The 24746-nt window shown below is 69.3% G+C and carries 25 protein-coding genes; 18 read left to right on the top strand and 7 right to left on the bottom strand.

Features of this window, described 5'->3' with window-relative positions:
- Window positions 1-26: 26 nt before the first annotated feature.
- The 5 genes from ACPPVW_RS03285 to ACPPVW_RS03265 all read right to left on the bottom strand — a co-directional run bounded on the left by ACPPVW_RS03285 (window position 27) and on the right by ACPPVW_RS03265 (window position 3734).
- On the bottom strand, window positions 27-338 hold the full coding sequence (locus ACPPVW_RS03285) for a helix-turn-helix domain-containing protein (RefSeq protein WP_426625119.1): 312 nt from the start codon (window positions 336-338) through the stop codon (window positions 27-29).
- Window positions 339-351: 13 nt separating this feature from the next.
- Window positions 352-675 carry a helix-turn-helix domain-containing protein gene (locus ACPPVW_RS03280; protein WP_426625118.1) on the bottom strand — a complete coding sequence of 108 codons (324 nt, stop codon included), beginning with the start codon at window positions 673-675 and terminating at the stop codon, window positions 352-354.
- A gap of 85 nt (window positions 676-760) precedes the next feature.
- Window positions 761-1069, bottom strand: coding sequence for a helix-turn-helix domain-containing protein (locus ACPPVW_RS03275; protein WP_426625117.1), 309 nt, complete (start codon window positions 1067-1069; stop codon window positions 761-763).
- 98 nt (window positions 1070-1167) lie between these two features.
- Window positions 1168-2136, bottom strand: a complete 969-nt coding sequence (coaA, locus tag ACPPVW_RS03270; RefSeq protein ID WP_426625116.1) for a type I pantothenate kinase — start codon at window positions 2134-2136, stop codon at window positions 1168-1170.
- A 44-nt stretch (window positions 2137-2180) separates the two neighbouring features.
- Complete coding sequence (locus tag ACPPVW_RS03265; protein WP_426625115.1) at window positions 2181-3734, bottom strand: BNR repeat-containing protein; 1554 nt, start codon at window positions 3732-3734, stop codon at window positions 2181-2183.
- Between the two features lie 97 nt (window positions 3735-3831).
- Between ACPPVW_RS03265 and glmS the strand changes: the two genes are divergently transcribed.
- The 8 genes from glmS (at window position 3832) to ACPPVW_RS03225 (ending at window position 10780) form a co-directional block, all read left to right on the top strand.
- Window positions 3832-5682, top strand: coding sequence for a glutamine--fructose-6-phosphate transaminase (isomerizing) (gene glmS / locus ACPPVW_RS03260; RefSeq protein WP_426625114.1), 1851 nt, complete (start codon window positions 3832-3834; stop codon window positions 5680-5682).
- Window positions 5683-5689: 7 nt separating this feature from the next.
- Window positions 5690-6043 carry a holo-ACP synthase gene (locus tag ACPPVW_RS03255; protein ID WP_426625113.1) on the top strand — a complete coding sequence of 118 codons (354 nt, stop codon included), beginning with the start codon at window positions 5690-5692 and terminating at the stop codon, window positions 6041-6043.
- Window positions 6040-7161: an alanine racemase gene (alr, locus tag ACPPVW_RS03250; RefSeq protein WP_426625112.1), complete on the top strand. Its 1122-nt coding sequence runs from the start codon at window positions 6040-6042 to the stop codon at window positions 7159-7161. The genes ACPPVW_RS03255 and alr overlap by 4 nt, the downstream gene beginning before the upstream one ends.
- Window positions 7162-7205: 44 nt before the next feature.
- Window positions 7206-7646: a tRNA (adenosine(37)-N6)-threonylcarbamoyltransferase complex ATPase subunit type 1 TsaE gene (tsaE, locus tag ACPPVW_RS03245; protein WP_426626243.1), complete on the top strand. Its 441-nt coding sequence runs from the start codon at window positions 7206-7208 to the stop codon at window positions 7644-7646.
- 132 nt (window positions 7647-7778) lie between these two features.
- Window positions 7779-8399, top strand: a complete 621-nt coding sequence (gene tsaB / locus ACPPVW_RS03240) for a tRNA (adenosine(37)-N6)-threonylcarbamoyltransferase complex dimerization subunit type 1 TsaB (protein WP_426625111.1) — start codon at window positions 7779-7781, stop codon at window positions 8397-8399.
- A 77-nt stretch (window positions 8400-8476) separates the two neighbouring features.
- The gene (gene rimI / locus ACPPVW_RS03235) at window positions 8477-8911 is read left to right on the top strand and encodes a ribosomal protein S18-alanine N-acetyltransferase (RefSeq protein WP_426626242.1); all 435 of its coding nucleotides are present in this window, start codon (window positions 8477-8479) and stop codon (window positions 8909-8911) included.
- Window positions 8908-10023, top strand: coding sequence for a tRNA (adenosine(37)-N6)-threonylcarbamoyltransferase complex transferase subunit TsaD (tsaD, locus tag ACPPVW_RS03230; protein WP_426625110.1), 1116 nt, complete (start codon window positions 8908-8910; stop codon window positions 10021-10023). The genes rimI and tsaD overlap by 4 nt, the downstream gene beginning before the upstream one ends.
- Before the next feature lie 100 nt (window positions 10024-10123).
- Window positions 10124-10780, top strand: coding sequence for a DUF4190 domain-containing protein (locus ACPPVW_RS03225; protein WP_426625109.1), 657 nt, complete (start codon window positions 10124-10126; stop codon window positions 10778-10780).
- A gap of 37 nt (window positions 10781-10817) precedes the next feature.
- On the opposite strand, the gene ACPPVW_RS03220 is transcribed toward ACPPVW_RS03225, so the two are convergent.
- Window positions 10818-12005 (bottom strand): THUMP-like domain-containing protein, encoded by a 1188-nt coding sequence (locus ACPPVW_RS03220; protein WP_426625108.1) that lies wholly within the window; start codon window positions 12003-12005, stop codon window positions 10818-10820.
- A gap of 151 nt (window positions 12006-12156) precedes the next feature.
- Here ACPPVW_RS03220 and groES point away from each other — a divergent pair, with 151 nt between their 5' ends.
- From groES to ACPPVW_RS03195, 5 genes are all read left to right on the top strand, one after another.
- Entirely contained in the window at window positions 12157-12453 is a 297-nt protein-coding gene (gene groES / locus ACPPVW_RS03215; protein WP_055894868.1) for a co-chaperone GroES, read from the top strand.
- Between the two features lie 106 nt (window positions 12454-12559).
- Window positions 12560-13495: an EamA family transporter RarD gene (rarD, locus tag ACPPVW_RS03210; RefSeq protein ID WP_426625107.1), complete on the top strand. Its 936-nt coding sequence runs from the start codon at window positions 12560-12562 to the stop codon at window positions 13493-13495.
- A gap of 80 nt (window positions 13496-13575) precedes the next feature.
- Window positions 13576-15078 carry an IMP dehydrogenase gene (gene guaB, locus ACPPVW_RS03205; protein ID WP_426625106.1) on the top strand — a complete coding sequence of 501 codons (1503 nt, stop codon included), beginning with the start codon at window positions 13576-13578 and terminating at the stop codon, window positions 15076-15078.
- Window positions 15079-15212: 134 nt separating this feature from the next.
- Window positions 15213-16901 carry an ABC-F family ATP-binding cassette domain-containing protein gene (locus tag ACPPVW_RS03200; RefSeq protein WP_426625105.1) on the top strand — a complete coding sequence of 563 codons (1689 nt, stop codon included), beginning with the start codon at window positions 15213-15215 and terminating at the stop codon, window positions 16899-16901.
- A 255-nt stretch (window positions 16902-17156) separates the two neighbouring features.
- The gene (locus tag ACPPVW_RS03195) at window positions 17157-17591 is read left to right on the top strand and encodes a tautomerase family protein (protein WP_426625104.1); all 435 of its coding nucleotides are present in this window, start codon (window positions 17157-17159) and stop codon (window positions 17589-17591) included.
- Window positions 17592-17593: 2 nt separating this feature from the next.
- On the opposite strand, the gene ACPPVW_RS03190 is transcribed toward ACPPVW_RS03195, so the two are convergent.
- Complete coding sequence (locus tag ACPPVW_RS03190) at window positions 17594-18736, bottom strand: MalY/PatB family protein (RefSeq protein WP_426625103.1); 1143 nt, start codon at window positions 18734-18736, stop codon at window positions 17594-17596.
- 44 nt (window positions 18737-18780) lie between these two features.
- Between ACPPVW_RS03190 and ACPPVW_RS03185 the strand changes: the two genes are divergently transcribed.
- The 5 genes from ACPPVW_RS03185 (at window position 18781) to ACPPVW_RS03165 (ending at window position 24745) form a co-directional block, all read left to right on the top strand.
- Window positions 18781-19899 (top strand): GuaB3 family IMP dehydrogenase-related protein, encoded by a 1119-nt coding sequence (locus tag ACPPVW_RS03185; RefSeq protein ID WP_426626241.1) that lies wholly within the window; start codon window positions 18781-18783, stop codon window positions 19897-19899.
- 39 nt (window positions 19900-19938) lie between these two features.
- Window positions 19939-21858: an FAD-dependent oxidoreductase gene (locus tag ACPPVW_RS03180; RefSeq protein ID WP_426626240.1), complete on the top strand. Its 1920-nt coding sequence runs from the start codon at window positions 19939-19941 to the stop codon at window positions 21856-21858.
- Between the two features lie 76 nt (window positions 21859-21934).
- Window positions 21935-22465 carry a cation:proton antiporter regulatory subunit gene (locus tag ACPPVW_RS03175; protein ID WP_426625102.1) on the top strand — a complete coding sequence of 177 codons (531 nt, stop codon included), beginning with the start codon at window positions 21935-21937 and terminating at the stop codon, window positions 22463-22465.
- Window positions 22466-22468: 3 nt separating this feature from the next.
- On the top strand, window positions 22469-23836 hold the full coding sequence (locus ACPPVW_RS03170) for a cation:proton antiporter (protein ID WP_426625101.1): 1368 nt from the start codon (window positions 22469-22471) through the stop codon (window positions 23834-23836).
- Window positions 23837-23908: 72 nt separating this feature from the next.
- A complete protein-coding gene (locus tag ACPPVW_RS03165; protein ID WP_426625100.1) occupies window positions 23909-24745 on the top strand; it encodes an SURF1 family cytochrome oxidase biogenesis protein in 837 nt (278 codons plus the stop codon).
- Window position 24746: the final 1 nt, after the last annotated feature.

The raw sequence follows: 24746 nt of genomic DNA, 5'->3' as shown, positions 1-24746 counted from the left end.
CGCCTCGGGGCGTCAGGCGCCGGAGCTCAGCCGTTCGGACGGCTGTGGCGTTCTTCCGCTGCGCGGTACTCCGACACGGTGAACGGGCGGATGCCGTCGGGGAAGAGATCGCGATTCGCGAGGCCGATCAGTGCGGTTTCGGGCCGGAGATCGAGGGTGACGAAGAGGCGCAGGAGCGTCAGCAGGGTCGGGTTCCCGATTCCGCGTTCGAGCTTGCCGTAGTTGGCGAGGTCTGCAGCGCTCTCGTGGGCGACCGTGTACTGGGTCAGACCGAGTTTCGTCCGGCGTTCGCGCAGACGATCGCCGAGGATCCTGGTGGCTTCGGACGTGGGAGTCATGGCGGGCACCTGGTCAGTCCTTCCGGCCGGGGCGGTCACCCAGCGTGAGCTGCTCGCGAACGAAGTCGGAGGATGAGAACGTGTGATCGGGCTCCGGAAGGAGCTCGAGGTCGGCGAGCCCGTCCAGAAGCTCACTCGGTTCGATCTCGAGAGTCACCGCCAGTTGCAGGAGCGTCATGAAGGTCGGGTTGCCGATACCGCGCTCCACGCGGCCATAGTTGGCCAGATCCACCTGGCTCAGGGTCGCGACGTCGACCTGCGAGATGCGCAGCTCCCTGCGTCGTTTCCTCAGTCGTTCGCCGAGGATCCGTGATGCTTCGAAACGCGGTGACGACATGCATCCACTCTGTTTCCTACCGGAGTGCCATCCCAGAGGCAGAGAGCATCAGGGTTCTAATCACCAGGAAGCAAAGCCGGACATGTCAAATCGCCTGCTGAGAGCGCTTGGCCGCGATGAAGTCGGCTACGGAGTACGCGCGCTCCCGATCGGGAACCATGTGCGGGCCGTACAGCCCCGCCAGCAGTTCCGCCGGGTCAGTGTCGAGCGCGGTGGCGAGACGGATGATCGTGTGCAGTTCGGAGTTGGCCTCGCCTCGCTCGATGCGCCCGTAATTGGTCACGTGCATGTCGGCGAGGTTCGCGATCTCTTCCTGGCTCACTCCCCGTGCGATCCGGACCTGACGGACTCGTTGTCCGAACAACTGCGCAGCGCGCGATCGTGGTGTAGCCATACTCCATGCCTACGGCAACCACGACGGCGAGGCCAGAGTCTTGGAGCACGGATCCTGACGACGCCGGGTCTGCGCGCCCGAGGCGGCACGCTCTCAGGCTATAGCTTGCGCAGCAGCACCGAGCTCACGGTGTGGTCGGCGTCCTTGCGCAGGACGAGCTTCGCGCGTGAGCGCGTCGGCCGGATGTTCTGCACCAGGTTGGGCTCGTTGGTCGCCGACCAGATCGAGGCCGCCCGCTCCCGAGCCTGGCTCTCGGTGAGCTGCGAATACCGGTGGAAGAACGACTTGGGGTTCGCGAACGCGCCGCGCTGAAGCTTGAGGAAGCGTTCCTCGTACCAGCGGGCGATGTCGCGGGTGCGGGCGTCGACGTAGACACTGAAGTCGAACAGGTCGCTCACCGCGAGCCTATTGCCGCCGCCGGCCGGCTGGAGGACGTTGAGGCCCTCGACGATGAGGACATCCGGTCTCCGCACGACGATCTCGGCGTCGGGCACGATGTCGTAGCTGAGGTGCGAGTAGAAGGGGGCGCGGACTTCGGGCGCGCCGCTTTTCACTGAGGTGACGAAGCGGAGCAGCGCCCGGCGGTCGTACGACTCCGGGAACCCCTTGCGCTCCATCAGGCCCCGCCGTTCGAGCTCGGCGTTCGGCAGGAGGAAGCCATCGGTGGTGACCAGTTCGACGCGAGGGGTGTCGTCCCACCGCGAGAGCAGCTCGCGCATGAGGCGGGCGATGCTCGATTTTCCCACCGCGACGGACCCGGCGACGCCGATCACGAAGGGCGTGGGCTGCGCGCGTTCGCCCAAGAAGTCGCTGGTGACGCGGTGCAGCTGCTTAGTGCCGCCCACATAGAGGTTGAGCAGGCGGCTGAGGGGGAGGTAGACCTCCTCCACCTCGCGCAGGTCGAGCGGGTCGCCCAGGCCCCGCAGCTGGACGATCTCGGTCTCCTGGAGCGGCAGCCGGGTGTTCTGCGCCAGCTCGGCCCAGTCGGTACGGCTCAGCTCCACATACGGGGTGCTGGACTCTCCGTTCGCGGGGGATCCGCCGCGAGCGGCGCCGTTCTCAGCCATAGGCATCAAGTCTAGACAGGGAGCGGTCGCCGCCCGCGCGGGGGTCAGCGGGACAGGGTGAATACGGTCAGCGGGGAACCTTCGACCGGGTAGGTCCACTTCGGCACGATGTCACCGTCCACGATCCACGGCCCGGCCTCCCACTTGAGCAGGCGCGCCGAGGAGTCGGTCGAGCCTTCCGTGCGTACCGACTGCGGCCAGATGAAATTACCGGGCTTGAAACTCGAGGTCGTCACCTCGTCGGGCAGCGCGGTGTCCTGCGTGGTGGGAACGTCCGCGACCCGCTCGCCAGTCTTCGCGTCGAGATAGAGCGTGTGGCCCTTCTGCTGGCACAGATACGGGATAGCGAGGTAGTCGCCCACCTGGCGTGCACCCGCGTTGGCGTTCAGGAATCCGGGGTCGAGGATGTTCTCCGCGAGGTCGTACTTGCCAGACCAGGACGTGGCCTGCTGGATCGCCCAGCCGTTGTCGGAGGCGGAACCGCCCGGGCGCGCGGTGAAGAGCTGCGTGGTCGTGTCCGCTCCGCTCCCGACGTACTTGATGTACGAGATCACCGGCTCGCCTGCGGCGTCGAAGCCGAGCGCCATACCCGTGCCGTTGAGCACGCCGCCGCCCTTCGGGACGTCGTCCACGACCGGGCGCCGATCGTTGTACGTGAAGCTGGCGTCGGAGACGACCTCGCCCTTGACGTTCTTCCACACGTGGAGGTCGTCGCTCACCGCGTAGGCGATCTGCGAGTTGCTGTTCGGGCTACCGTCGGCACGCCAGGTCCAGATCATGTGGTATTTTCCGTCCGGCCCCTTCTCTGGAACGGTCGGGTACGCGCTCCACGAGGGGTTGGTGTACCAACCGGCCCAGACCTTCGCCAGCCCCTGGTATCCCGTTCCCGGGTTGGAGAGCTCCCAGGCCTTGGTTGCCGCGTTGAACTGATACACGTTGGTGTAGGCCCCGCCGGGCTGACCGTGCTGATAACGGAAGAAGAGCTGCCCGTCGACGCCCGTGTAGAGCTCTGGATACGACACCCAGCCCTCGAACGAGTTCCCGTTGTCCTTCCAGTTGGGGATCATCGAGGCGGAGGCCAGCGTGCTCAGGTCTCCGGGCTGCGACGTCACCCAATATCGGAGCGTGTCGGAGTACTTCACGCGTGCCACGACGTGGAGGTTGCCGTTCGTGTCGAACGCGAGCTCGATGTTCGAGTGCGAGTCGTGCTCCAATTTCGCCCCGAGCGGCGTGATCGTCCAGGCGGTGTCGTTCGCGCCGCGCTTGGCGATGGTGAGCGTGCGGTCTTCGTCGAAGTAGCCGATGTAGGTCGCGTCGCCGTTCTCGGCGATCGCCTGGTGGGCGGCGTAGCCGGCCCAGGCGCGAGCCTCGCGCCCCGACGCGTCGCTGACGACGTCGGATGCGGTGACCTGCCAGGCGGTGGAGGCCGGATTGGTGAACGCTCCCTCGTTCACGTACTCGCAGGCGAGATTCGTCCGGGAGAGAACCGCGTCGTCCGCGAGGGCTGGAGCGCCGATCGCCGTGATCGCGGCTCCCGCAATGGCAAGTGCCGTGCCGGACGCTGCGAAGCGCAGACGTCGGCGGTGGGTGCTATGCATAGAGGATACCTAACTGTGATGTTTAACAGTGAAACCTTAGCATCTAAGAAAACTGGGGTATCTGGTCGAGGTCCGCCGGTCCCGTAGAATCGACCGCATGTGTGGAATCGTGGGCTACGTCGGTACCGACAGGAGTCTGGAGGTGCTGCTCGGCGGCCTGAAGCGTCTCGAGTACCGCGGATACGACTCGGCGGGCATCGCGGTCATCGACCCTGCCGGGCACCTGGCCACCGCCAAGAAGGCGGGCAAGCTCGCCGTGCTCTCAGACGACCTCGGCGTGCACCCGATCCCGAACGGCGGCACCGGCATCGGTCACACCCGATGGGCGACCCACGGAGGCCCGACCGATCGGAACGCGCATCCCCACCTCGGTGACGAGGGCCGGCTGGCGGTCATCCACAACGGCATCATCGAGAACTTCGCCACGCTGAAAGACGAGCTCCTCGCGGACGGCTTCAGGTTCGAATCCGAGACCGACACCGAGGTCGCCGCTGTCCTCCTCGGCCGCGAGTACCGCGCTACCGGCGACCTGAGCGAGGCATTCCAGCGCGTCGTGTCGCGACTCGAGGGCGCCTTCACCCTGCTGGCGCTCCACCAGGATCAGCCGCACGTCGTCGTCGGCGCCCGCCGCAACTCCCCGCTCGTGATCGGGCTCGGCGAGGGCGAGAACTTCCTCGGTTCCGATGTGGCCGCGTTCGTCGAGCACACTCGTCGCGCCGTCGCGATCGGCCAGGACCAGATCGTGACGATCACCCCGGGCTCGGTCACCGTGACCGACTTCGGCGGCGCGCCCGTCGAGGTCGAGCCGTTCGAGGTGGCGTGGGACGCCTCTGCCGCCGAGAAGGGCGGCTGGTCGTCCTTCATGGCAAAGGAGATCGCCGAAGAGCCCGATGCCGTCGCGAACACGCTGCGCGGACGCGTCGTCGACGACACGGTGCACATCCCCGAGCTCGACGCACTGGGCGACGACTTCCTCGCAGGCATCGACCGCATCACGATCGTGGCCTGCGGCACCGCCGCCTACGCTGGTCTGGTCGGCAGCTATGCGATCGAGAAGTGGGCCCGGGTGCCCGTGACCGTGGAGCTCTCGCACGAGTTCCGCTACCGCGAGCCGGTGATCACCGACGGCACCCTGATCATCTCGATCAGCCAGTCAGGCGAGACGATGGACACGCTCATGGCGGTCAAGTATGCGCGCGACGCCGGCGCGAAGGCGATCTCGGTCTGCAACACGCATGGTGCGACCATCCCGCGCGAGTCCGACGCCGCGCTGTACACGCACGCGGGGCCGGAGGTCGCGGTCGCCTCGACCAAGGCCTTCGTGGCTCAGATCACGGCGCTGTACCTGTTCAGCCTCCATCTGGCCCGGGTGCGCGGCACGCTGTCGGCCGCGCAGCAGCGCGACGCCGTCGACGAGCTGCTGGCTGTGCCCGAGAAGATCGCCACCGTGCTCGAAGCGCACTCCACCATCGCGCAGCTCGCGCACTGGATGTCCGATACCCGCTCCGTGCTGTTCCTCGGCCGTCACGTCGGCTACCCGATCGCACTCGAGGGTGCGCTCAAGCTCAAGGAACTGGCGTACATCCACGCGGAGGGCTTCGCCGCCGGAGAGCTCAAGCACGGCCCGATCGCCCTCATCGAGCCGGGCCAGCCCGTGTTCGTGGTCGTCCCGAGCCCGCGCTGGTCCGACGAGCTGCACAAGAAGGTCGTCTCCAACATCCAAGAGATCCGCGCCCGCGGTGCGCGCGTCATCGCGATCGCCGAGGCCGGAGACGCGGCCGTCCTGCCGTTCGCCGACGAGGTCATCCGCATCCCGCTCGCCGCACCGCTGTTCGAGCCGCTGCTGTCGGTCGTCCCGCTGCAGATCTTCGCGATGGAACTCTCGGCTGCCAAGGGCCTCGACGTGGACCAGCCGCGCAACCTGGCCAAGTCCGTCACCGTGGAATAGGAGCGTCGTGATCGCCGGCATCGGGGTCGACGTCGTCGACCTGGCGCGCTTCGCCCGATCGCTGGACCGCACGCCGAAACTGCGGGAACGCCTGTTCACGGAGGCCGAGCGCGACTTGCCCGTCCACTCGCTCGCTGCGCGGTTCGCGGCGAAGGAGGCGCTGATCAAGGCGCTCGGCGGCTCGGAGGGCGTGCGCTGGCACGACATGGAGATCGTTCCGGACGAAGAGAGGAACCCGGGGTTCATGCTGCACAACGTTGTCGCCCGTCAGGTCGCCGAGCGCGGGATCGCGCACATGCACGTGTCGATGTCGCACGACGCCGGAGTCGCGACCGCGTTCGTGGTGCTGGAGCGCGCATGAGCGCAGCGTTCCGCGAGGCGGTCATCGACCTCGACGCCGTGACCGCCAACGTGCGGCGCTTGCGGCAGATCGTCGCAACGCCGCACGCGATGGCCGTGGTCAAGGCGAACGCCTATGGTCACGGAGCGCTCGAGTGCGCCAGAGCGGCGCTCGCCGGTGGCGCGGACTGGCTCGGCGTCGCCGAGATCGGCGAGGCGCTCCAGCTGCGGGCCTCCGGCATCGATGCGCCAGTGCTGGCGTGGCTGCACGACCCCGACGAGGATTTCACCGAGGCGGTCGCGGCGGGGATCGACCTGGGTATATCCTCGCTGGCCCAGCTGGAGGCCGCGGCAGCCGCCGGCACGCCCGAGGTCCCGGCATTCGTCCAGCTGAAGCTCGACACCGGCCTCAGCCGCAATGGCATCCCCGTCTGCGTCTGGGAGGTCGCCGTCGCCCGTGCCCGTGAGCTCGAGGAGACCGGGGCGCTGGTGGTGCGCGGAGTCTTCAGCCACCTGTCCAATGCATCACCCGAGGACGACCGTGCCGCGATCGCCGTGTTCACGCGCGGAGTGGAGCAGGCCGAAGCCGCCGGACTCCGTCCCGAGCTCCGTCACATCGCCGCCAGCGCTGCGGCCTTGAGCCTGCCGGAATCGCGATTCGACCTGGTGCGCCTCGGCCTGGCCGTCTACGGTCTGAGCCCGTTCGGGTCGGCGTCGGCCGCAGAGCTCGGCTTGCGGCCCGCGATGACCCTGCGGGGCCGGATCGCGGCCGTTCGCCGGGTGCCGGCCGACACCGGCGTGTCGTACGACTACATGTACCGCACCGCCGGCGAGACGACGCTCGCGCTCGTGCCGCTGGGTTACGCCGAGGGCATCCCGCGGCACGCCTCCGGCCGGGGGCCGGTGTCGATCGCCGGGGAGCGCTACCGTATCGCGGGTCGGGTCGCGATGGACCAGTTCGTGGTCGACGTGGGCGATGCGGAGGTGGCCGTGGGCGACGAGGTCGTCCTGTTCGGCGATCCCGCCACCGGGGTGCCGGGTGCGGACGACTGGGCGGAGGCCGCCGACACCATCAGCTACGAGATCGTCACGCGCCTGGGTGGCCGCCTGCGACGCAGCTATCGCGGGGGAGCGGCGTGATCGGACGTGTGCTCGTCGACCGCACCGTCGCGACGGGCGACGACATGCACGCACTGGGGATCGAGCTGGCGCAGCTGCTGCGTGCGGGCGACCTCCTGGTGCTGACCGGCCCCTTGGGCGCGGGGAAGACCACTCTCACCCGCGGCATCGGCGAAGGCCTGGAGGTGCGCGGTCCGGTCACGAGCCCGACGTTCGTGCTGGCGCGGACCCATCCCAGCCTCGTCGGCGGAGTGCCGCTCGTCCATGTGGACGCCTATCGGCTCTCGAATGCTCTCGAGCTCGACGACCTCGACATCGACTTCGCCCGCTCGGTCGTCGTGGTCGAGTGGGGCGGCGGAATGCTGGACGGCGTCGCGGAGTCGTGGCTAGAGGTCGAGATCGTGCGGCCGACAGGGGCATCCGAGGGCGCCGCCGAGCCGGAGTCCGACGCGGACGAGCCGCGCACGGTGACCGTCACCGCCTTCGGCTCGCGCTGGCAATCCTGATCCCCTCGCCCCACCCGCCGAAGGGCGCGTAAACGTCCTCAACGGAGCGTTTTAGGGGCGTGAGCGTGCGCCTCGGCGTGCTTCGCGCTCGCGTGTGACCGCCGATGCCGTTCGCGCGCCTAGGCTGGTGCCATGCTCCTCGCCATCGACACGTCCGCCGGAACGAGCGTCGCCGTCGTCGACCGCGACGGCGGCATCCTGGCCGAGGTGGGGGAGACGGACACCATGCGGCACGCCGAGGTCATCGGCGAGCTCATCCGGGCGGCGCTCGACGCCTCCGGCGCCGGCGCCTCGGAGCTCTCCGGCGTCGTGGCGGGTATGGGCCCCGGTCCGTTCACCGGGCTGCGCGTCGGCATCGCAGCGGCCACCGCCTTCGCCTTCGGCGCCGGCCGGCCTCTCGTCCCGGTCGTCAGCCACGACGCGGTCGCCTACGAACGTTATCTCGCCGGGCACTCCGGCCCGCTGCTCGTCGTCACCGACGCCCGGCGCCGCGAGCGGTACTGGACGGCGTATTCGGGCGTCGATGAGCACGGCCTCCCGGTGCGCCTCGATGGCCCCGGCCTCGACAAGCCGGACGACCTCCCGCACGCCGACCTCCCCCGCGAGGACGCCGTCGAGGTGTCGGCCGGGCTGCTCGGCATGATCGCCGAGCTGCGGTTCGCGGCCGGCCTCCCGTTCGACCGCGACGAGCCGCTCTACCTGCGTTCTCCCGATGTCACCCTGTCGTCCGGCCCCAAGCGGGTGAGCGCGTGACGGAGCAGCTCCCTGTTCCCGCGGGCGCCGCGTCGTGGCAGCTGCGCCGAGCCGCCGAGGGCGACCTCGACGCGATCATGGAGATCGAGCGCTCGACGTTCGTCACAGACGCCTGGTCGGCGGACACCATGCGCGGCGAGCTGGCCGGCCCGCACGGCTACTATCTCGTCGCCGTCCCGCTCGACGACCCCGATCGCATCGACGGATACGCGGGCCTGCTGGCGCCGCGGGGCTCCGGGGACGGCGACATCCAGACGATCGCCGTCGTACCGCACGCGCGGAGGCACGGGCTCGGACGGGCGCTCATGCTGGCGCTGATCGGCGAGGCACGTCATCGCGGCGCCACAGAGGTGTTCCTGGAGGTGCGGGCCGACAATCCCGGCGCCCAGACCCTCTATCGCGCGCTCGGCTTCGTGGAGATCAGCGTGCGTCCCCGCTACTACCAGCCCGACGGGGTGGATGCGATCGTCATGCGCCTGACCGTCCCGACACCGGAGACCACCATCGCATGAACGGTATCGCTTCCCAGGCCGACGAGCGCGGCGGCGGGCCGCTCGTTCTCGGCATCGAGACCTCCTGCGATGAGACCGGCGTCGGGATCGTGCGCGGCACGACCCTTCTCTCCAATACGATCGCCTCGTCGATGGAGGAGCACGCGCGCTACGGCGGCGTCGTGCCGGAGGTGGCGGCCCGCGCCCACCTGGAGGCGCTGACCCCCACCCTCCGCACCGCCGTCGCGGATGCCGGCATCGAGCTCGCCGACCTGGACGCGATCGCCGTCACCAGCGGCCCCGGCCTCTCTGGCGCCCTCATGGTCGGCGTCGGCGCCGCCAAGGCGCTCGCCCTGTCGCTCGGCAAACCGCTCTACGCGGTCAACCACCTCGTCGGCCACGTCGGAGCCGACGTCCTCGATGCCGCCGGCGGCCGGGGACACCCGGTCGAAGTGCCGACCGTCGCGCTGCTGGTCTCGGGAGGGCACACGTCGTTGCTGCTCGTCCGCGATCTCGTGTCGGACGTGGAGCTGCTGGGCGAGACGATCGACGACGCGGCCGGCGAGGCGTTCGACAAGGTTGCGCGCGTCCTCGGCCTCCCCTACCCGGGCGGCCCGCAGATCGACCGCGTCGCCGCGGACGGCGACCCGCGCGCCATCCGCTTCCCGCGCGGGCTCACCAAGCCCAAAGACCTGGAGCGACACCGCTACGATTTCTCGTTCTCCGGCCTCAAGACCGCTGTGGCACGGTGGGTGGAGCAGCGCCAGGACGCCGGCGAGGAGGTGCCGGTCGCCGACGTGGCGGCATCGTTCCGCGAAGCGGTCGCCGACGTCCTCCTCAGCAAGGCGATCGCCGCCTGCCTCGACCACGGTGTTCCGCGGCTGCTGCTCGGCGGAGGAGTCGTCGCGAACGCACGCGTGCGCACGCTCGCCGTGCAGCGGGCGGCGGAGGCGGGCGTGACCCTGCGCATCCCGGCGCTGTCGCTGTGTACCGACAACGGAGCGATGATCGCGGCTCTGGGTGCGCAGCTCATCCTGGCGGGCCGCGAGCCGAGCCGGCTCGACTTCGGCGCCGACTCCACCCTGCCCGTGACCGACATCCAGGTGGGGGAGGAGGGCGTGGCCGCGGGGTGACCTCGCGGGAAGCCGGGCGTTGACACGCCGGTGGCCCGCTGCGACGATTGATCCGATACAGCGTTTTCTCAGGAAGCCACCAGAGAAGGAGATGGGCAGAATGTCCGATCCGAACACCCCGTCAGGCGCAGCAGAGCCCGAAGGAACGGAAGGAACTCCCGCTCAGCCGGTTCCGCCGTCGTCCGACATCCCCGCGCCGGCCCCGGACGGCGTCCCGCCGGTTCCGCCGGTCGCACCTCCCGCGCCGCCGGTCCCGCCGGCCGCGCCCGGGTACGGCGCCCCGCAGCAGCCGTATGGCCAGCAACCGCAGCAGCCGTACGGTCAACCGCAGCAGCCTTACGGCCAGCAGCCTTACGGCCAGCAGCCTTACGGCCAGCAACCCTACGGCCAGCAGCCTTACGGCCAGCAGCCCCACGGCCAGCCTCCCGCGCCCGGCTATGGTCAGCCCGCGTACGGCCAGCCGGCGCCCGGCTATGCCCAGCCCTACGGGCAGCCGGCCGCGAAATCGCCGATCCTCAGCATCCTGTCGCTCGTCGGCGGCATCGTCGGCATGGTCCTGACGTTCGCATGGGGCATCGGCTTCCTGTTCGGCGTCGCGGCGATCGTCCTGGGCTTCATCGGGCGGAACAAGGAGACGAACGCCAAGGGGTTCTGGCTGACCGGCATCATCCTCGGCTTCGTCAGTGTGGCCATCGCGATCATCTTCTGGATCGTGCTGGGCATCATCCTCGCGAACTTCAACCCGACTCACTACTGACGCCAGACCGCACCGACTCGCGCTCGCCGGCCGGCTGTCAGAGCCGGTCGGCGAGCAGGGCCGTGTGCCTGCCGCCGACGCGCGTCAGGATCAGCGTCGCCGGCCGACTGCCGGTGAGCTTGAGCCGGGTGCGCAGGGCCGCCGGGTCGACATCCACCCCGCGCTTCTTGATCTCGAGCGTGCCGATGTCGCGTGCTCGGAGCGCCTTCTTGAGCTCCTTCTCGGCGAACGGCAGCGTCTCGAGGATGCGGAACCCCGCGGCGAAGGGTGTCTCCCTGGCGACGTCGCCCGTGATGTAGGCGATGCCGTCGCCGAGCATCCGGCCGTCGAGTCGACGTGCCAGGTCGCCGATCAGGCGCGCGCGGATGACGGCGCCGTCCGGCTCGTAGAGGTACTCGCCGAGTTCGCCCGTCTCGGCGTCCTCGCTGTCCGCCTGCGCCGTGAGCTCGTGCGCGTCGTCGCCCCGGAGCACCAGGGCCGACCGCCGGATGCCCGAGCGGGCGAGCGCGCCGAACCACAGCCCGAGCTCCACGACTTGGCCGTCGGCTGACACCCACTGCGCTTCGGCGGTGGAGGGGATCAGGTCCCTGTCGAACCCGGGCCCGAGCTTCAGTCCCACCGACCGACCCGTCGCGAGTTCGTACGCGAATCCGAGTGACGGCGTGTAGTCGTCGGGATCGGTCAGCCGATCGGTGTCTGCGTGCCCGGCCGTGCGTCGGGCGGGGTCGAGGAAGACTCCGTCGATGGAGCGCAGGCTCACGTCCTCCGCCCGGCCGTGCTCGACGGTGGCGGACGGGAAGGGGGCCAGGTTGAACGCCGCGATCGCGGCCGTCACCTCGTCGGCGTCCACCGCGGTGACCTCCAGGTCGAGTGCCGCCATCGCCAGGGCGTCCCCGCCGATTCCGCAGCCGAGATCGGCGATCCGCGTCAGCCCGGCGGCGCGGAAGCGTCCGGCGTGCCGGGCGGCGACAGGGAGGCGCGTCGCCTGCTCGAGCCCCGCCTCCGTGAACAGCATCCGGGAGGCGAACTCGCCGAACTTGCCCGCGGCCTTCTTGCGGAGCTTCGCCTGGGTCAGCACGGCGGCCACGAGTCCGGGGGAGTGGCCCTGCTTCCGCAGGGACGTGACCATGCTCAGCACGTCCTTCTCGGACCGGTAGGGAGGCAGAGAGTCGAGCAGCCGCAGTCCTTCGGGGCTCAGCAGTTCGACGAGTTCGGACCGGTCCATGTGCACCACCGTACCTTCTGGCACTCACGTTGCGGGACTGCTAACGCACCCCCTAGACTCGTGGTTAGCACTCTCCGTGCGGGTTTGCTAACGCAAGTCGCACTCCACCTGAGTTCGCAAAGACTGAGTTCACCAAAGAAAGAGGTCAACCGTGTCGGTCTCCATCAAGCCGCTCGAAGATCGCATCGTCATCAAGCAGGTCGAGGCTGAGCAGACCACTGCTTCCGGTCTGGTCATCCCCGACACCGCCAAGGAGAAGCCCCAAGAGGGCGAGGTCGTCGCCGTCGGGCCGGGCCGCATCGACGACAATGGCAACCGCGTGCCGCTCGACGTCGCCGTCGGCGACAAGGTGATCTACTCCAAGTACGGGGGCACCGAGGTCAAGTTTGGCGGCGAGGACTACCTCGTCCTCTCGGCCCGCGACGTGCTCGCGGTCGTCGTCCGCTGACGAACCTTCTCGACGAGGCCCGGGCGCTGAGCGCCCGGGCTTTCGTCGTCTTCGCCGCTGGTGCGGAGCCCGGTGGGTGTCCCCGGCACGGAGTAGTGTCGTGCGAGTGCCGCTGCCCCTCACCGAACACCGCCGATCCGGCCTGATCTACGCGATCTCCGCGTACGTCCTCTGGGGCATCCTCCCCATCTACTTCCTGGCGCTCAAGCCGGCGAGTGCGTGGGAGATCGTGGCCTGGCGCGTGATCTTCTCGCTGGTGTTCTGCGCGATCGTGATCGCCGTCACCCGCTCGTGGCGCACCCTCGGCGCACTGCTCACGGACCGAGGCGTGCTCTTCACGATGGGTCTCGCCGGTGCGCTCATCTACGTCAACTGGCAGACCTACGTGCTGGCGACGGTGAGCGGGCATGTGGTGGAGGCCGCCCTCGGCTACTTCATCAACCCGATCGTCACGGTGTTCCTCGGGGTGATCGTGCAGCGGGAGCGGTTGCGCATCGCCCAGTGGGTAGCTGTCGGCGTGAGCGTCGTAGCGGTGGTGGTTCTCGGGGTCGGCTACGGTCAGATTCCCTGGATCGCCCTCATCCTCGCGTTCTCGTTCGGCTTCTACGGCCTCATCAAGAAGCGCGTGGGCGGCCGGGTCGACGCCGTCTCCGGGCTCACTCTCGAGACGATGTGGCTCACCCCGGTGGCCGTCGTCCAGCTCATCGTGGTCTCGCTCACAGTCGGGCTGACCATCGGCAGCGACGGCCCGTGGCACGCCGTCCTGCTGGTGGGCGCCGGTGTCATCACTGCGGTCCCGCTGCTGTTCTTCGCCGCGGCCTCCCGGAGGCTGCCGCTGGTCTACATGGGCTTCATCCAGTACTTCGCGCCGTTCATCCAGTTCCTCGTCGGCGTCGTGGTGCTGAACGAGGCGATGCCGCCGGAGCGCTGGGTCGGCTTCGCGATCGTGTGGCTCGCGCTGCTGATCCTCAGCGTCGACATGATCGTCGCCGCCCGTCAGGGGCGCAGGCAGGCCGAGCTCGACCTCGCGACGGTGGAGTGAGGGGCCCTGCGCGGAAGAGACCTCCAGGTTGTGCCGTTACGATTGGACATCCACACTGGCGCGACCTTGATAGGGGTGAAATGGACCAGGCGGATCCGTTCGGATTCATCGGTTTGACCTACGACGACGTCATGCTCCTCCCCGGGCACACCGACGTCATCCCGAGTGAGGCGGACACCTCGACTCGCCTGACCAAGCGGATCACCATGGCGACACCGCTGCTGTCCAGCGCCATGGACACCGTGACCGAGTCGCGCATGGCGGTGGCGATGGCCCGGCACGGCGGCATCGGCATCATCCATCGCAACCTGTCCATCGAAGACCAGGCGACGAACGTCGACAAGGTCAAGCGCTCCGAGTCGGGCATGATCACCAACCCGGTGACCACCACCCCAGACGCGACCGTCGATGAGGTCGACGCCCTGTGCGGGCAGTTCCGCGTCTCCGGCCTTCCAGTGGTCGAGGGCGACGGCAAGCTCGTCGGCATCATCACCAACCGCGACATGCGGTTCGTCTCCCCGTTCGAGCGCTCGACGACACTGGTCCGCGACGTGATGACGCGTATGCCGCTCATCACCGCCCCAGTCGGCATCGACCCGGACGCCGCCGTCGCGATCTTCGCCGAGCACAAGATCGAGAAGCTCCCACTGGTCGACGCCGACGGTCGCCTCCGCGGCCTCATCACCGTGAAGGACTTCGACAAGAGCGAGAAGTACCCCGACGCCACCAAGGACGACGAGGGCCGCCTGCGGGTCGGCGCCGCGATCGGCTTCTTCGGCGACGCCTGGGACCGCGCGATGACGCTGGTCGACGCAGGTGTGGACGTCATCGTCGTCGACACCGCCAACGGCGACTCGGCCGGCGTGCTCGACATCATCAGCCGCCTCAAGCGCGAGCCGCGCGCGTCGCACGTCGACGTGATCGGCGGCAACGTGGCCACCCGCGCCGGGGCCCAGGCGCTCATCGACGCGGGTGCCGACGCCATCAAGGTCGGGGTCGGCCCCGGATCCATCTGCACCACCCGCGTCGTCGCCGGTGTCGGCGTGCCGCAGGTGACGGCCGTGTACGAGGCGTCGCTGGCCGCCCGCGCGGCGAGCGTCCCGCTCATCGCGGACGGCGGCCTCCAGTACTCGGGCGACATCGCCAAGGCGCTCGTCGCCGGCGCGGACAGCGTCATGCTGGGCTCGCTGCTGGCCGGCACGGCCGAGTCGCCCGGCGATCTCGTGTTCGTCAACGGAAAGCAGTTCAAGAACTACCGCGGCATGGGCTCCCTCGGCGCCCTCCAGACGCGCGGCAAGAAGACCTCGTACTCGCGCGACCGGTACTTCCAGGCCGACGTTCCGAGCGACGAGCAGCTGATCGCCGAGGGCATCGAAGGCCAGGTCCCGTACCGCGGCCCGCTCTCAGCCGTGGCGTACCAGCTCGTCGGCGGCCTCCGCCAGTCGATGTTCTACGTCGGTGCGCGAACCATCCCCCAGCTCAAGGAGCGCGGCCGGTTCGTCCGCATCACCGCGGCCGGGCTGAAGGAGTCGCACCCGCACGACATCCAGATGGTCGTGGAAGCGCCGAACTACCGTCGCTGACCTCCCACCACGGCCGATGCCCTCGGTCGCAGGCTCCCTCGGCGCTGGGGTCGCGGCATCGCTTCGCGCTGCGGTTGAGCTCCACCGCGCTATTCTGGAAGGCTTTGTCCGCGGGAAAGACAGGAAAGCCGACCATGGGCCACATCGACGTCTCGGGCGTCTCGTACGCGCTCGCCGACGGGCGACCACTGCTCGACGACGTGTCGTTCCGGGTCGGGGAGGGCAGCGTCTCCGCCTTGATCGGGGCGAACGGAGCGGGCAAGTCGACGCTGCTGCGGATCATCCGTGGCGACCTCCGGCCGGACAGCGGCGGAGTGGTCATCGACGGCGGCCTCGGCGTGATGGACCAGTTCGTCGGGCACGTGCGCGACGACCGCACTGTGCGCGACCTCCTCGTGCTCGTGGCGCCCAGGGCCATCCGACGCGCGGCTGAGGCGCTCGCCGCGGCGGAGGAGGCGATCATCGAACGCGACGAGACCGCGACGCAGTTGCGCTATGCGACTGCGCTGACCGACTACGCCGACGCGGGCGGGTACGACCAGGAGGTCGCCTGGGACCACTGCACGATGGCCGCGCTCGGCGTCCCGTTCGAACGTGCCCAGTACCGGAGTGTGCGCTCGCTGTCCGGCGGCGAGCAGAAGCGGCTCGTGCTGGAGGCGCTCCTGCGCGGTCCGGAGCAGGTGCTCCTCCTCGACGAGCCCGACAACTACCTCGACGTGCCGGCCAAGCGCTGGCTCGAGGAGCAGCTGCGCGCAACGCCGAAGACCGTGCTGCTGGTCTCGCACGACCGGGAGCTGCTGGCGCGCGCGGCCGACCGCATCGTCACGCTCGAACTCGGAGGCGCAGGCAACACCACGTGGACGCACGGCGGCGGCTTCGGCGGCTACCACCAGGCGCGCGAGGAGCGGATGGCGCGGCTGGAGGAGCTCCGTAGACGCTGGGATGAGGAGCAGGCCAAGCTGAAGGCGCTCGTGCTGCGCTTCAAAGAGAAGGCCAAGTACAACAGCGACCTCGCGAGCGCTTACCAGGCGGCGCAGACGCGCCTGGCGAAGTTCGAAGCGGCCGGGCCGCCGCAGGAGCGGCCGCGCGAGCAGAACGTGCGCATGCGTCTCACCGGCGCGCGGACGGGACGCCGCGTGATCGAGTGCGACGGCCTGGAGCTGACCGGCCTGATGCGCCCGTTCGACCTGGAGGTGTGGTTCGGGGAGCGCATCGCCGTGCTGGGCTCCAATGGCTCGGGCAAGTCGCACTTCCTGCGTCTCCTGGCCGCGGGAGGCACCGACCCGGACCCGTCCGCCGGGCACCTGGCGTCGGCGGAGGTCGCCGGTGCGCTGGTTCCTCACACGGGTGTCGCGAAGCTGGGCGCCCGCGTCGCCCCCGGCCTGTTCGCTCAGGCGCACGAGCATCCCGAGCTGGTGGGGAGGACGCTGCTCGACATCCTGCACCGCGGCGACGACCGCCGCGCCGGCATGCCCCGGGAGGCCGCGAGCCGTGTGCTAGACCGTTACGGGCTGGCGGCGTCGGCCGAGCAGACGTTCGAGTCGCTGTCGGGCGGCCAGCAGGCGCGCCTCCAGATCCTCCTGCTGGAGCTCTCGGGCGCGACGCTGCTGCTGCTCGACGAGCCGACCGACAACCTCGATCTGGTCTCGGCGGAGGCCCTGGAGGACGGCTTGGCCGGCTTCGAGGGCACGGTCGTCGCCGTCACCCACGACCGGTGGTTCGCCCGCGGCTTCGACCGCTACCTCGTCTTCGGCTCCGATGGAGTCGTGTACGAGGCCGACGAGCCGGTGTGGGACGAGAAGCGGGTGGTGCGGGCGCGGTGACACCGCCGAAGGGCACGCGATGTTGACCCGGGCGAAGCCGGCGCCCTCGCGCTCCTTTCGCCTGGTTGCTGAACCCGAATGGTCAAAGCTCCCCGAGGGATCGCCCACGAACGAGAAGTCGCGTGGCGATCATTGAGCGAGTGGGGCTCATGACGGCTCGCACACGCCGCAGGAGGATCTGTATTACTCTCCGAGACTTACGCCACTATGAAGAAATGATGCGCGACAAGCGTCACCAGGCGAAAGCCGGGAACTGTGGCGCTGGAAGGGGAGTCTCGTGACGACAGGTTTGAGGATCAAATGGCCCAAGTAGTCGTGTACGCGCGTCGCGCGACGATCAACCGACACCGTGGAGCCCTGTCGGGTGCGATCCATGGCGCGATAATGAGAGCGCTCGCGTACCCACCGGAGAAGCGTTTCCAGCGCTTCATCGCCGTGGACGGTCCGGACTTCGTGTACCCAGAGGATCGAGGCGACGCTTATACCATCATCGAGATCTCGATGTTCGAGGGACGCAGCGACGAGGCGAAACGCGCACTCATCGCCGAGCTATTCGTCAGGATCGAGGCGGAGACCGGCATCGCTCCGCAGAGCGTGGAGATTACCCTGACCGAGACCCCGAAAGTCAACTGGGGAATCCGCGGCGCGAATGCCGCCGATCTGACACTGGGCTACCGAGTCGACGTCTGACGTCAGCGCAACCGCCCCATGCGCTCCACCGCCTCCGTCAGCACTTCCGGCGAGCACGCGATGTTGACCCGGGCGAAGCCGGCGCCCTCGCGCCCGAAGTCCAGCCCGCGTACGAGAGCCACCCGCGCCTCCTCGAGGATGCGCTCTGCGGGCTCGTTGCCCCAGCCGAGGCCGCGGAAGTCCACCCAGGCGAGGTAGCTCGCGTGCGGCTCGCGGTAGTGCGCTTCGGGGAGGTGCTCGGCGAGCAGCCTCCCGAGCAGCACCCGGTTCGACTCGACGGACTCGAGGATGCCGGCCAGCCACGGCCGGCCGTCGTCGAACGCCGCCTCGGTGGCGATGCGGCCGAGGTGGCTGGTGCGCACCTCCACCTCGACCGGGAGGGCGCGGAGCTGCGCCGCGCGGTCCTCGGATGCCGTCACGATGAGCGCGCACTTGACGCCGGCCAGGTTCCAGGCCTTGCTCGCCGAGTGGGCGGCGACGCCGACGGTCCGGGCGTCCTCCGACACCGACAGGAACGGCGTGAACGACGCGTCCGAGTGCGTGAGCGGCGCGTGGATCTCGTCGCTCACGACGGCCACGCCGTAGCGCGCGGCGAGTGCGGCCACGGCCTCCAGCGTCGGCCGCGGGTGCACGAGGCCGAGCGGGTTGTGCGGGTGGCAGAGCAGGAAGGCGCGGGCGCCGGCGGCGAAGGCGCGCTCCAGCCCGTCCAGGTCGAGAGACCAGGTCGCGCCGTCGTCGAGCAGCGGCACCTCCTCGACCACTCCGCCTGCCTCCGGGATGAACTCGTAGAACGGCGGGTACACCGGCGGCGTGATGACCACCCGATCGCCCGGCTCGATCAGCATTCGCAGCGACTCGACGATGACGACGCTCACGTCCGTGGTCGTGAGCGTGCGGCCGGGATCGACTTCCCACCCCCAGGTGTCGCGTGCGAACCGGGCGAACGCGCGCTTCGCACGATCGTCCTCTCCGATGTAGCCGGTGTCGCCGAGATCGATGGCCGCGTGCAGGGCGGCCGCGATCGGCGGGGCCAGCGGGTAGTCCGTCTCGGCCACGAACAGCGGGAAGACGTCGTCGGGATACGCGCTCCACTTCTCGCTCGTGCGCTGGCGGAGACGGGCGAGGGGCTCTGCTTCGACGGTCACCTGCCTACTCTGCCAGTGCCGCGCCATAGACTGAACCTGTGAGCATGGAGATTGAGATCGGTCGCGCCAAGCGCGCACGCCGCGTGTACGCCTTCGACGACGTCGCGGTGGTGCCCAGCCGTCGCACCCGCGATCCGGAAGACGTCTCGGTCGCCTGGACGATCGACGCATACCAGTTCTCCATCCCGTTCCTCGCCGCTCCGATGGACTCCGTCGTGTCTCCGACCACGGCGATCATGATGGGCCAGCTCGGCGGTCTCGGCGTTCTCGACCTCGAGGGCGTGTGGACGCGCTACGAAGACCCCGAGCCGTTGCTCGCCGAGATCCGCGGGCTGCCGGCCGACAAGGCGACGCGTCGCATGCAGGAGATCTACGCGGAGCCGATCAAGCCCGAGCTGGTCACGCGCCGGCTCGCCGAGATCCGGGAAGGCGGGGTCACCGTCGCCGGAGCGCTCTCGCCGCAGCGCACCCAGGAGCTGTACGAGACGGTCGTGGAGGCCGGCGTCGACCTCTTCGTCATCCGCGGCACGACGGTCTCGGCCGAGCACGTCTCCAAGAGCGTCGAGCCCCTCAACCTCAAGAAGTTCATCTACGAGCTCGACGTTCCGGTGATCGTCGGCGGCGCCGCCACGTACACCGCCGCCCTGCACCTGATGCGCACCGGGGCGGCCGGCGTGCTCGTCGGGTTCGGCGGGGGCCCGGCCTCCACCACGCGTTCCACCCTCGGCATCCACGCCCCGATGGCCACTGCGGTGGCCGACGTCGCGGGCGCACGCCGAGACTACATGGACGAGTCGGGAGGCCGCTATGTGCACGTGATCGCCGATGGCGGCCTGGGCAGCTCCGGCGACATCGTCAAGGCGATCGCCTGCGGCGCCGACGCGGTCATGCTGGGCACCACGCTCGCGCGCGCGACCGACGCTCCCGGCGGCGGCTGGCACTGGGGTGCCGAGGCACGCCACCCGCAGCTGCCCCGCGGCAACCGCGTCGAGGTCGGCCAGGTGGCTCCGCTCGAAGAAGTCCTGTACGGCCCTGCACTGGTGGCCGAGGGAACTGCGAATCTGGTGGGGGCCTTGCGCCGCAGCATGGCTACGACGGGATACTCGGACTTGAAGGAGTTCCAGCGCGTCGAAGTGATCGTCGCGCCCTACCAATCGCATTAGGTCCCGGCCTAGCGGCCGGGGGAGGAGGAAACGATGGCGATGACATCCCCGTCCGGCTCCACCACGCTGTCTTCTGGGGCAGGGCTGTCTACGGCGACAGCTGTTGCATATCCGTCACGGCTCGGCCCGGCCGAACGCGCCGCCGCGATCCAGGCGCTGAAAGACACCGAGCTCGACATCCTCGTGGTCGGCGCCGGCATCGTCGGCACCGGCGCGGCGGTCGACGCCGTGACCCGCGGCCTCAGCGTCGGGCTCGTGGAGGCCCGCGACTTCGCGTCGGGCACCTCCAGCCGCTCGTCCAAGCTGGTGCACGGCGGCATCCGCTACCTCGAGCAGCTCGACTTCGGGCTGGTGCGGGAGGCGCTCATCGAACGCGGCCTGCTCCTGCAGCGCATCGCACCCCACCTGGTCAAGCCGGTGCGCTTCCTCTACCCGCTGCACAAGCGGGTCGTCGAGCGGTTCTACATCGGCGCCGGCATGATGCTGTACGACATCTTCTCGTACACCGGCGGCCGCCCGCCCGGGGTGCCGCACCACCGCCACCTCAGCAGGCGGCAGGTGCTGAAGGCGATCCCGAGCATGTCCCCTGACGCGCTGGTCGGCGGGATCACCTACTACGACGCGCAGGTCGACGACGCCCGCTACACCGCCACGCTCGCGCGCACGGCGGCGCACTACGGCGCGCACGTCGCGCCGCGCGTCCGGGTGGAGGGCTTCCTCAAGGTCGGCGAGCGGGTCGTGGGCGTGCAGGCGCACGACCTGGAGACCGGCGAGCGCTTCGAGATCCGCGCCAAGCAGGTCGTCAACGCGACCGGCGTCTGGACGGACGACACCCAGGCGATGGTGGGGGAGCGCGGCCAGTTCAAGGTGCGTGCGTCCAAGGGCATCCACCTCGTCGTGCCGCGCGACCGGTTCCAGTCGAAGATGGGGCTGATCCTGCGCACGGAGAAGAGCGTGCTCTTCGTCATCCCGTGGGGCCGCCACTGGCTCATCGGCACGACCGACACCGACTGGCACCTCGACAAGGCGCACCCGGCGGCGACGGCGGCCGACATCGACTACCTGCTCGCGCACGTCAACCAGGTGCTCAACGTGCCGCTCACACGGGAGGACGTGGAGGGCGTCTACGCCGGTCTGCGTCCCCTGCTCGCCGGCGAGTCGGAGGAGACCTCCAAGCTGTCGCGCGAGCACCTCGTCGCGCACTCCGTGCCCGGCCTGGTGGTGATCGCGGGCGGCAAGTGGACGACGTACCGGGTCATGGCGAAGGACGCGATCGACGCGGCGGTCGATGCGCTCGACGGCAAGATCCCGCCGAGCACGACGATGGAGATCCCGCTGGTCGGCGCTGAGGGGTACCAGGCGGCCTGGAACCGACGAAGCAGGACCGCGAGCGAGTCCGGCCTCCACCCCGCACGCGTGGAGCACCTGCTGAACCGCTACGGCACGATGACGGAAGACATCCTCGCCCTGGTGCGCGACGACCCGTCGCTGGCATCCCCGCTGCCTGGCGCCGACGACTACATCGGCGCGGAGGTCCTGTATGCTGCGAGCCACGAGGGCGCCCTGCACCTGGAGGACGTACTCGCCCGCCGCACGCGCATCTCGATCGAGGCGTGGGACCGCGGTGTCTCTGCGGCGCCGGTGGCGGCCTCGCTGATGGCCGGCGTGCTCGGCTGGGACTCCGCTCGCGAGGAGCGCGAGGTGCAGACGTACCTGAAGCGCGTCGCGGCCGAGCGGGAGAGCCAGCTGCAGCCCGACGACGCCTCGGCGGACCGTGTGCGGCTGGAGGCCCCCGACATCGTCGACGTGGACGCGGCCGCGGCCAAATCCGCGGAGGTCACGCGGACTTCCACGGCAGGCCCGTCCGCCGCCACGAAAGCGCCGCCCGCGAAGGCGGCCGAGACGAATGCCGCCGACAAGCCGGCGCCCGAGTCGGCTCAACCGCCGAAGGAGGAGTGACCGCTCCGGACGACGTGGACCGAAACCTCCCTCCGATAGACTGGAACCCAGTGCCCGCAACGGTTGGAGACGGAAAATGGTTGACGTTCGACGGGTCAAACTGCCCGGGGTCGGGGTGTTGCACACCTTCGTCACAGATGACGGGGGCAAAGTCGGCGTCATCGCTCATCGCTCCGGGCACAGCGACCTGGTCACCTTCTCGGATCACGAAGACGGCGCCGATGTGACGAAGGTCTCGCTGCGCCTCAACGAAGACGAGGCGCACACGCTCGCCGAGCTCCTGGGCGGAACCCAGATCACCGAGACGCTCACCGCGCTCGATCAGATCCCGGGGCTGAGCATCGACTGGTTCACCGTCGACTACGAGGATTACATCGCGGGTCAGCAGCTCGGCGCTCCGGGCGACCGCGGTTTCGTCGGGTTGACCGTCGTCGCCGTCGTGCGCGGCGACGCCGCCAACCCCGCCCCGGCACCCGACTTCAAGGTCTTCCCCGGCGACACCCTCGTGGTCGCCGGCACCCCCGAGAAGGTCGCAAAGGCCTTCGCCTTCTTCCGTACCGGCGAGGCCACCGTGCGGGCCGCTGCCGACGCGCCGCCGGGAGGCTGATCCATGCATCTCGGAGAAGACCTCATCATTCTCGGCATCCTCCTGCTCGTCGCGTACGTGCTGGGGCGCCTCGGCAAGCTGGTGGGGCTCCCCGCGATCCCCATCTACATGCTTGTCGGCCTGCTGGCCAGCCCGCACACGGGCTGGTTCCCGCTGAGCTTCGAGAGCAACTACATCGAGCTCATCGCGATCTTCGGGCTCATCCTGCTGCTGTTCAATCTCGGCCTTGAGTTCGACCAGGACGAGTTCTTCAGCAACTTCGGCAAGCTGGTCGTCTCCGGCGGGTCCTACATCCTCATCAACATGGGCGTGGGGCTCGCGTTCGGCTTCTGGGTCGGCTGGGGCACACGGGAGGCGCTGATCATCGCCGGGATGACGGCCACGTCGTCGTCCGCGATCGTGACCAAGCTGCTCATCGAGCTGCGCCGCCTGCCCAACACCGAGACGCCGATGATCCTGGGCGTCACCGTGGTGGAGGACATCTTCATCGCGATCTACCTCGCCATCGTGTCGGTGGTGCTGAGCGGCGAGACCGAGCTCTTGCCGGTGGTCGGCAAGCTCGTGGTGGCGTTCCTGTTCCTCGTGGTGATGTTCACACTCGCGCGATTCGGCGGGAGGTACGTCTCCCGGCTGTTCCGCACGAAAGACGACGAGCTCTTCACGATCCTCTTCTTCGGCCTGGCGGTCCTGTTCGCGGGCATCGGCGAGTTCCTCGGCGTCACCGACGCGATCGGCGCGTTCCTCATCGGACTCGTGCTGGGCGCCACCAAGTACCGCAACAAGATCGAGCACATCGCGCTCCCGTTGCGCGACGTGTTCGCCGCGTTCTTCTTCCTCAACTTCGGTCTCGAGCTCGACCCGGTGAAGTTCCCGTCCGTCCTGGGTCCCGTGCTCATCGCGGTCGCCATGACGATCGTGCTGAACATTCTCGCAGGCCAGTTCGTCGCGTGGATCAACGGCTTCGGCCCGCAGGCGGGGATCAACACCACGGTCATCCTCCAGAACCGGGGCGAGTTCGCGCTCATCCTGGCGACCCTGTCGATCAGCGCCGGGCTCGACGCCCGCATCGTGCCGTTCGCGGGGCTCTACGTGCTCATCATGTCCGTGCTCGGGCCGGTCCTCGCAGCGAACTCCGAGAAGATCGGTGCGATGATTCTCCGGTCCGGATCGTCCAAACGGCGCGACCGGCGGGAGAAGCGCGATCCCATGCTCGATGAGGAGATCGCGCTCGTCGAGGCGGCGACCGCCGATCTCGACTCCGATACGCGCCGCGACGACAGGAGCGCGGGCGACACGCGCGACGCTGTGGACCGGATCGTCGAGCAGGCCTTGCAGCAGCAGGACGCGACCGTCGACCGAAAGCGGGACTGACCAATCGACACCACCCCCGGCAGCCCGAGCGCCGGCACCCCGGCGCAGCCGGGCGGCACCACGATGCTGAAGATGATGCTGCGCCCGCGCTGGATCGGAGCGTTGATCTTCGCGCTGGCGCTCGCCGCGGGTTTCGCGGCCCTCGGCCAGTGGCAGCTGGAGCGTGCGATCGAGTCGGGCAAGGCGGTGGAGGCTCCGACCGAGACGGTGCTGCCGCTCACGCAGGTCGCGAAGCCGGGCGGCCCGCTCACCAGCAAAGCCGTCGGCCAGCTCGTCGAGTTCACCGGCACCGCGATCAGCGGCGACGACCAGCTGCTGTATGACCGCCTCAACGACGGCACGAGCGGCTGGTGGGTCGTCTCGCACGTGAATGTGGACGCTGGAGGAGGCCGCACGATCGCGCTCGCGGTGGCCCGCGGCTGGGCGCCGAGCGAGGCAGCGGCGAAGGCGGCGATGGCGAAGCTCGCGTCGCAGCCCGAGACGCCGCAGCGGATGGTGGGGCGCATCCTCCCCGACGAGCAGCCGCAGGTGCCTGACGACAAGAAGAACCCGACGGCGATGAAGACGCTCGGGGTCGGCCAGCTCTACAACCTGTGGACGGGCGTCGACGGCATGGACGTCTACAACGCCTACGCCGTCGAGCAGACGCCTCCGGCCGGGTTGGTGAAGATCGACTCGCCCCCGCCGATCCAGCAGACCGAGCTCAACTGGCTCAACATCTTCTACGCGGCCGAGTGGATCATCTTCGCCGGCTTCGCGATCTTCCTGTGGTACCGGCTCGTGCGGGACGCCAAGCAGCGGGAGGACGAGGAGCGCGAACTCGAGGCCGGCGCAGCGGCGGGGACCGGTGACGGCTCAGCCGACAGCTCCGTGGACGGCGCTCGCGCTCGCGCCGGGAAAGTAGACTAGC

It is taken from the genome of Leifsonia sp. McL0607 (assembly GCF_049993355.1).
Lineage (GTDB): Bacteria > Actinomycetota > Actinomycetes > Actinomycetales > Microbacteriaceae > Leifsonia.
This window is presented reverse-complemented; position numbering and strand designations above follow the sequence as displayed.

Excerpts from the sequence above, each read along its gene's own strand:
- ACPPVW_RS03285 (WP_426625119.1), bottom strand. The coding sequence starts at position 338 with ATGACTCCCACGTCCGAAGCCACCAGGATCCTCGGCGATCGTCTGCGC.
- ACPPVW_RS03280 (WP_426625118.1), bottom strand. The coding sequence starts at position 675 with ATGTCGTCACCGCGTTTCGAAGCATCACGGATCCTCGGCGAACGACTG.
- ACPPVW_RS03275 (WP_426625117.1), bottom strand. The coding sequence starts at position 1,069 with ATGGCTACACCACGATCGCGCGCTGCGCAGTTGTTCGGACAACGAGTC.
- coaA (WP_426625116.1), bottom strand. The coding sequence starts at position 2,136 with ATGGCTGAGAACGGCGCCGCTCGCGGCGGATCCCCCGCGAACGGAGAG.
- ACPPVW_RS03265 (WP_426625115.1), bottom strand. The coding sequence starts at position 3,734 with ATGCATAGCACCCACCGCCGACGTCTGCGCTTCGCAGCGTCCGGCACG.
- glmS (WP_426625114.1), top strand. The coding sequence starts at position 3,832 with ATGTGTGGAATCGTGGGCTACGTCGGTACCGACAGGAGTCTGGAGGTG.
- alr (WP_426625112.1), top strand. The coding sequence starts at position 6,040 with ATGAGCGCAGCGTTCCGCGAGGCGGTCATCGACCTCGACGCCGTGACC.
- tsaE (WP_426626243.1), top strand. The coding sequence starts at position 7,206 with ATGCACGCACTGGGGATCGAGCTGGCGCAGCTGCTGCGTGCGGGCGAC.
- tsaB (WP_426625111.1), top strand. The coding sequence starts at position 7,779 with ATGCTCCTCGCCATCGACACGTCCGCCGGAACGAGCGTCGCCGTCGTC.
- rimI (WP_426626242.1), top strand. The coding sequence starts at position 8,477 with ATGGAGATCGAGCGCTCGACGTTCGTCACAGACGCCTGGTCGGCGGAC.
- tsaD (WP_426625110.1), top strand. The coding sequence starts at position 8,908 with ATGAACGGTATCGCTTCCCAGGCCGACGAGCGCGGCGGCGGGCCGCTC.
- ACPPVW_RS03225 (WP_426625109.1), top strand. The coding sequence starts at position 10,124 with ATGTCCGATCCGAACACCCCGTCAGGCGCAGCAGAGCCCGAAGGAACG.
- ACPPVW_RS03220 (WP_426625108.1), bottom strand. The coding sequence starts at position 12,005 with ATGGACCGGTCCGAACTCGTCGAACTGCTGAGCCCCGAAGGACTGCGG.
- guaB (WP_426625106.1), top strand. The coding sequence starts at position 13,576 with ATGGACCAGGCGGATCCGTTCGGATTCATCGGTTTGACCTACGACGAC.
- ACPPVW_RS03200 (WP_426625105.1), top strand. The coding sequence starts at position 15,213 with ATGGGCCACATCGACGTCTCGGGCGTCTCGTACGCGCTCGCCGACGGG.
- ACPPVW_RS03185 (WP_426626241.1), top strand. The coding sequence starts at position 18,781 with ATGGAGATTGAGATCGGTCGCGCCAAGCGCGCACGCCGCGTGTACGCC.
- ACPPVW_RS03180 (WP_426626240.1), top strand. The coding sequence starts at position 19,939 with ATGACATCCCCGTCCGGCTCCACCACGCTGTCTTCTGGGGCAGGGCTG.
- ACPPVW_RS03175 (WP_426625102.1), top strand. The coding sequence starts at position 21,935 with ATGGTTGACGTTCGACGGGTCAAACTGCCCGGGGTCGGGGTGTTGCAC.
- ACPPVW_RS03170 (WP_426625101.1), top strand. The coding sequence starts at position 22,469 with ATGCATCTCGGAGAAGACCTCATCATTCTCGGCATCCTCCTGCTCGTC.
- ACPPVW_RS03165 (WP_426625100.1), top strand. The coding sequence starts at position 23,909 with ATGATGCTGCGCCCGCGCTGGATCGGAGCGTTGATCTTCGCGCTGGCG.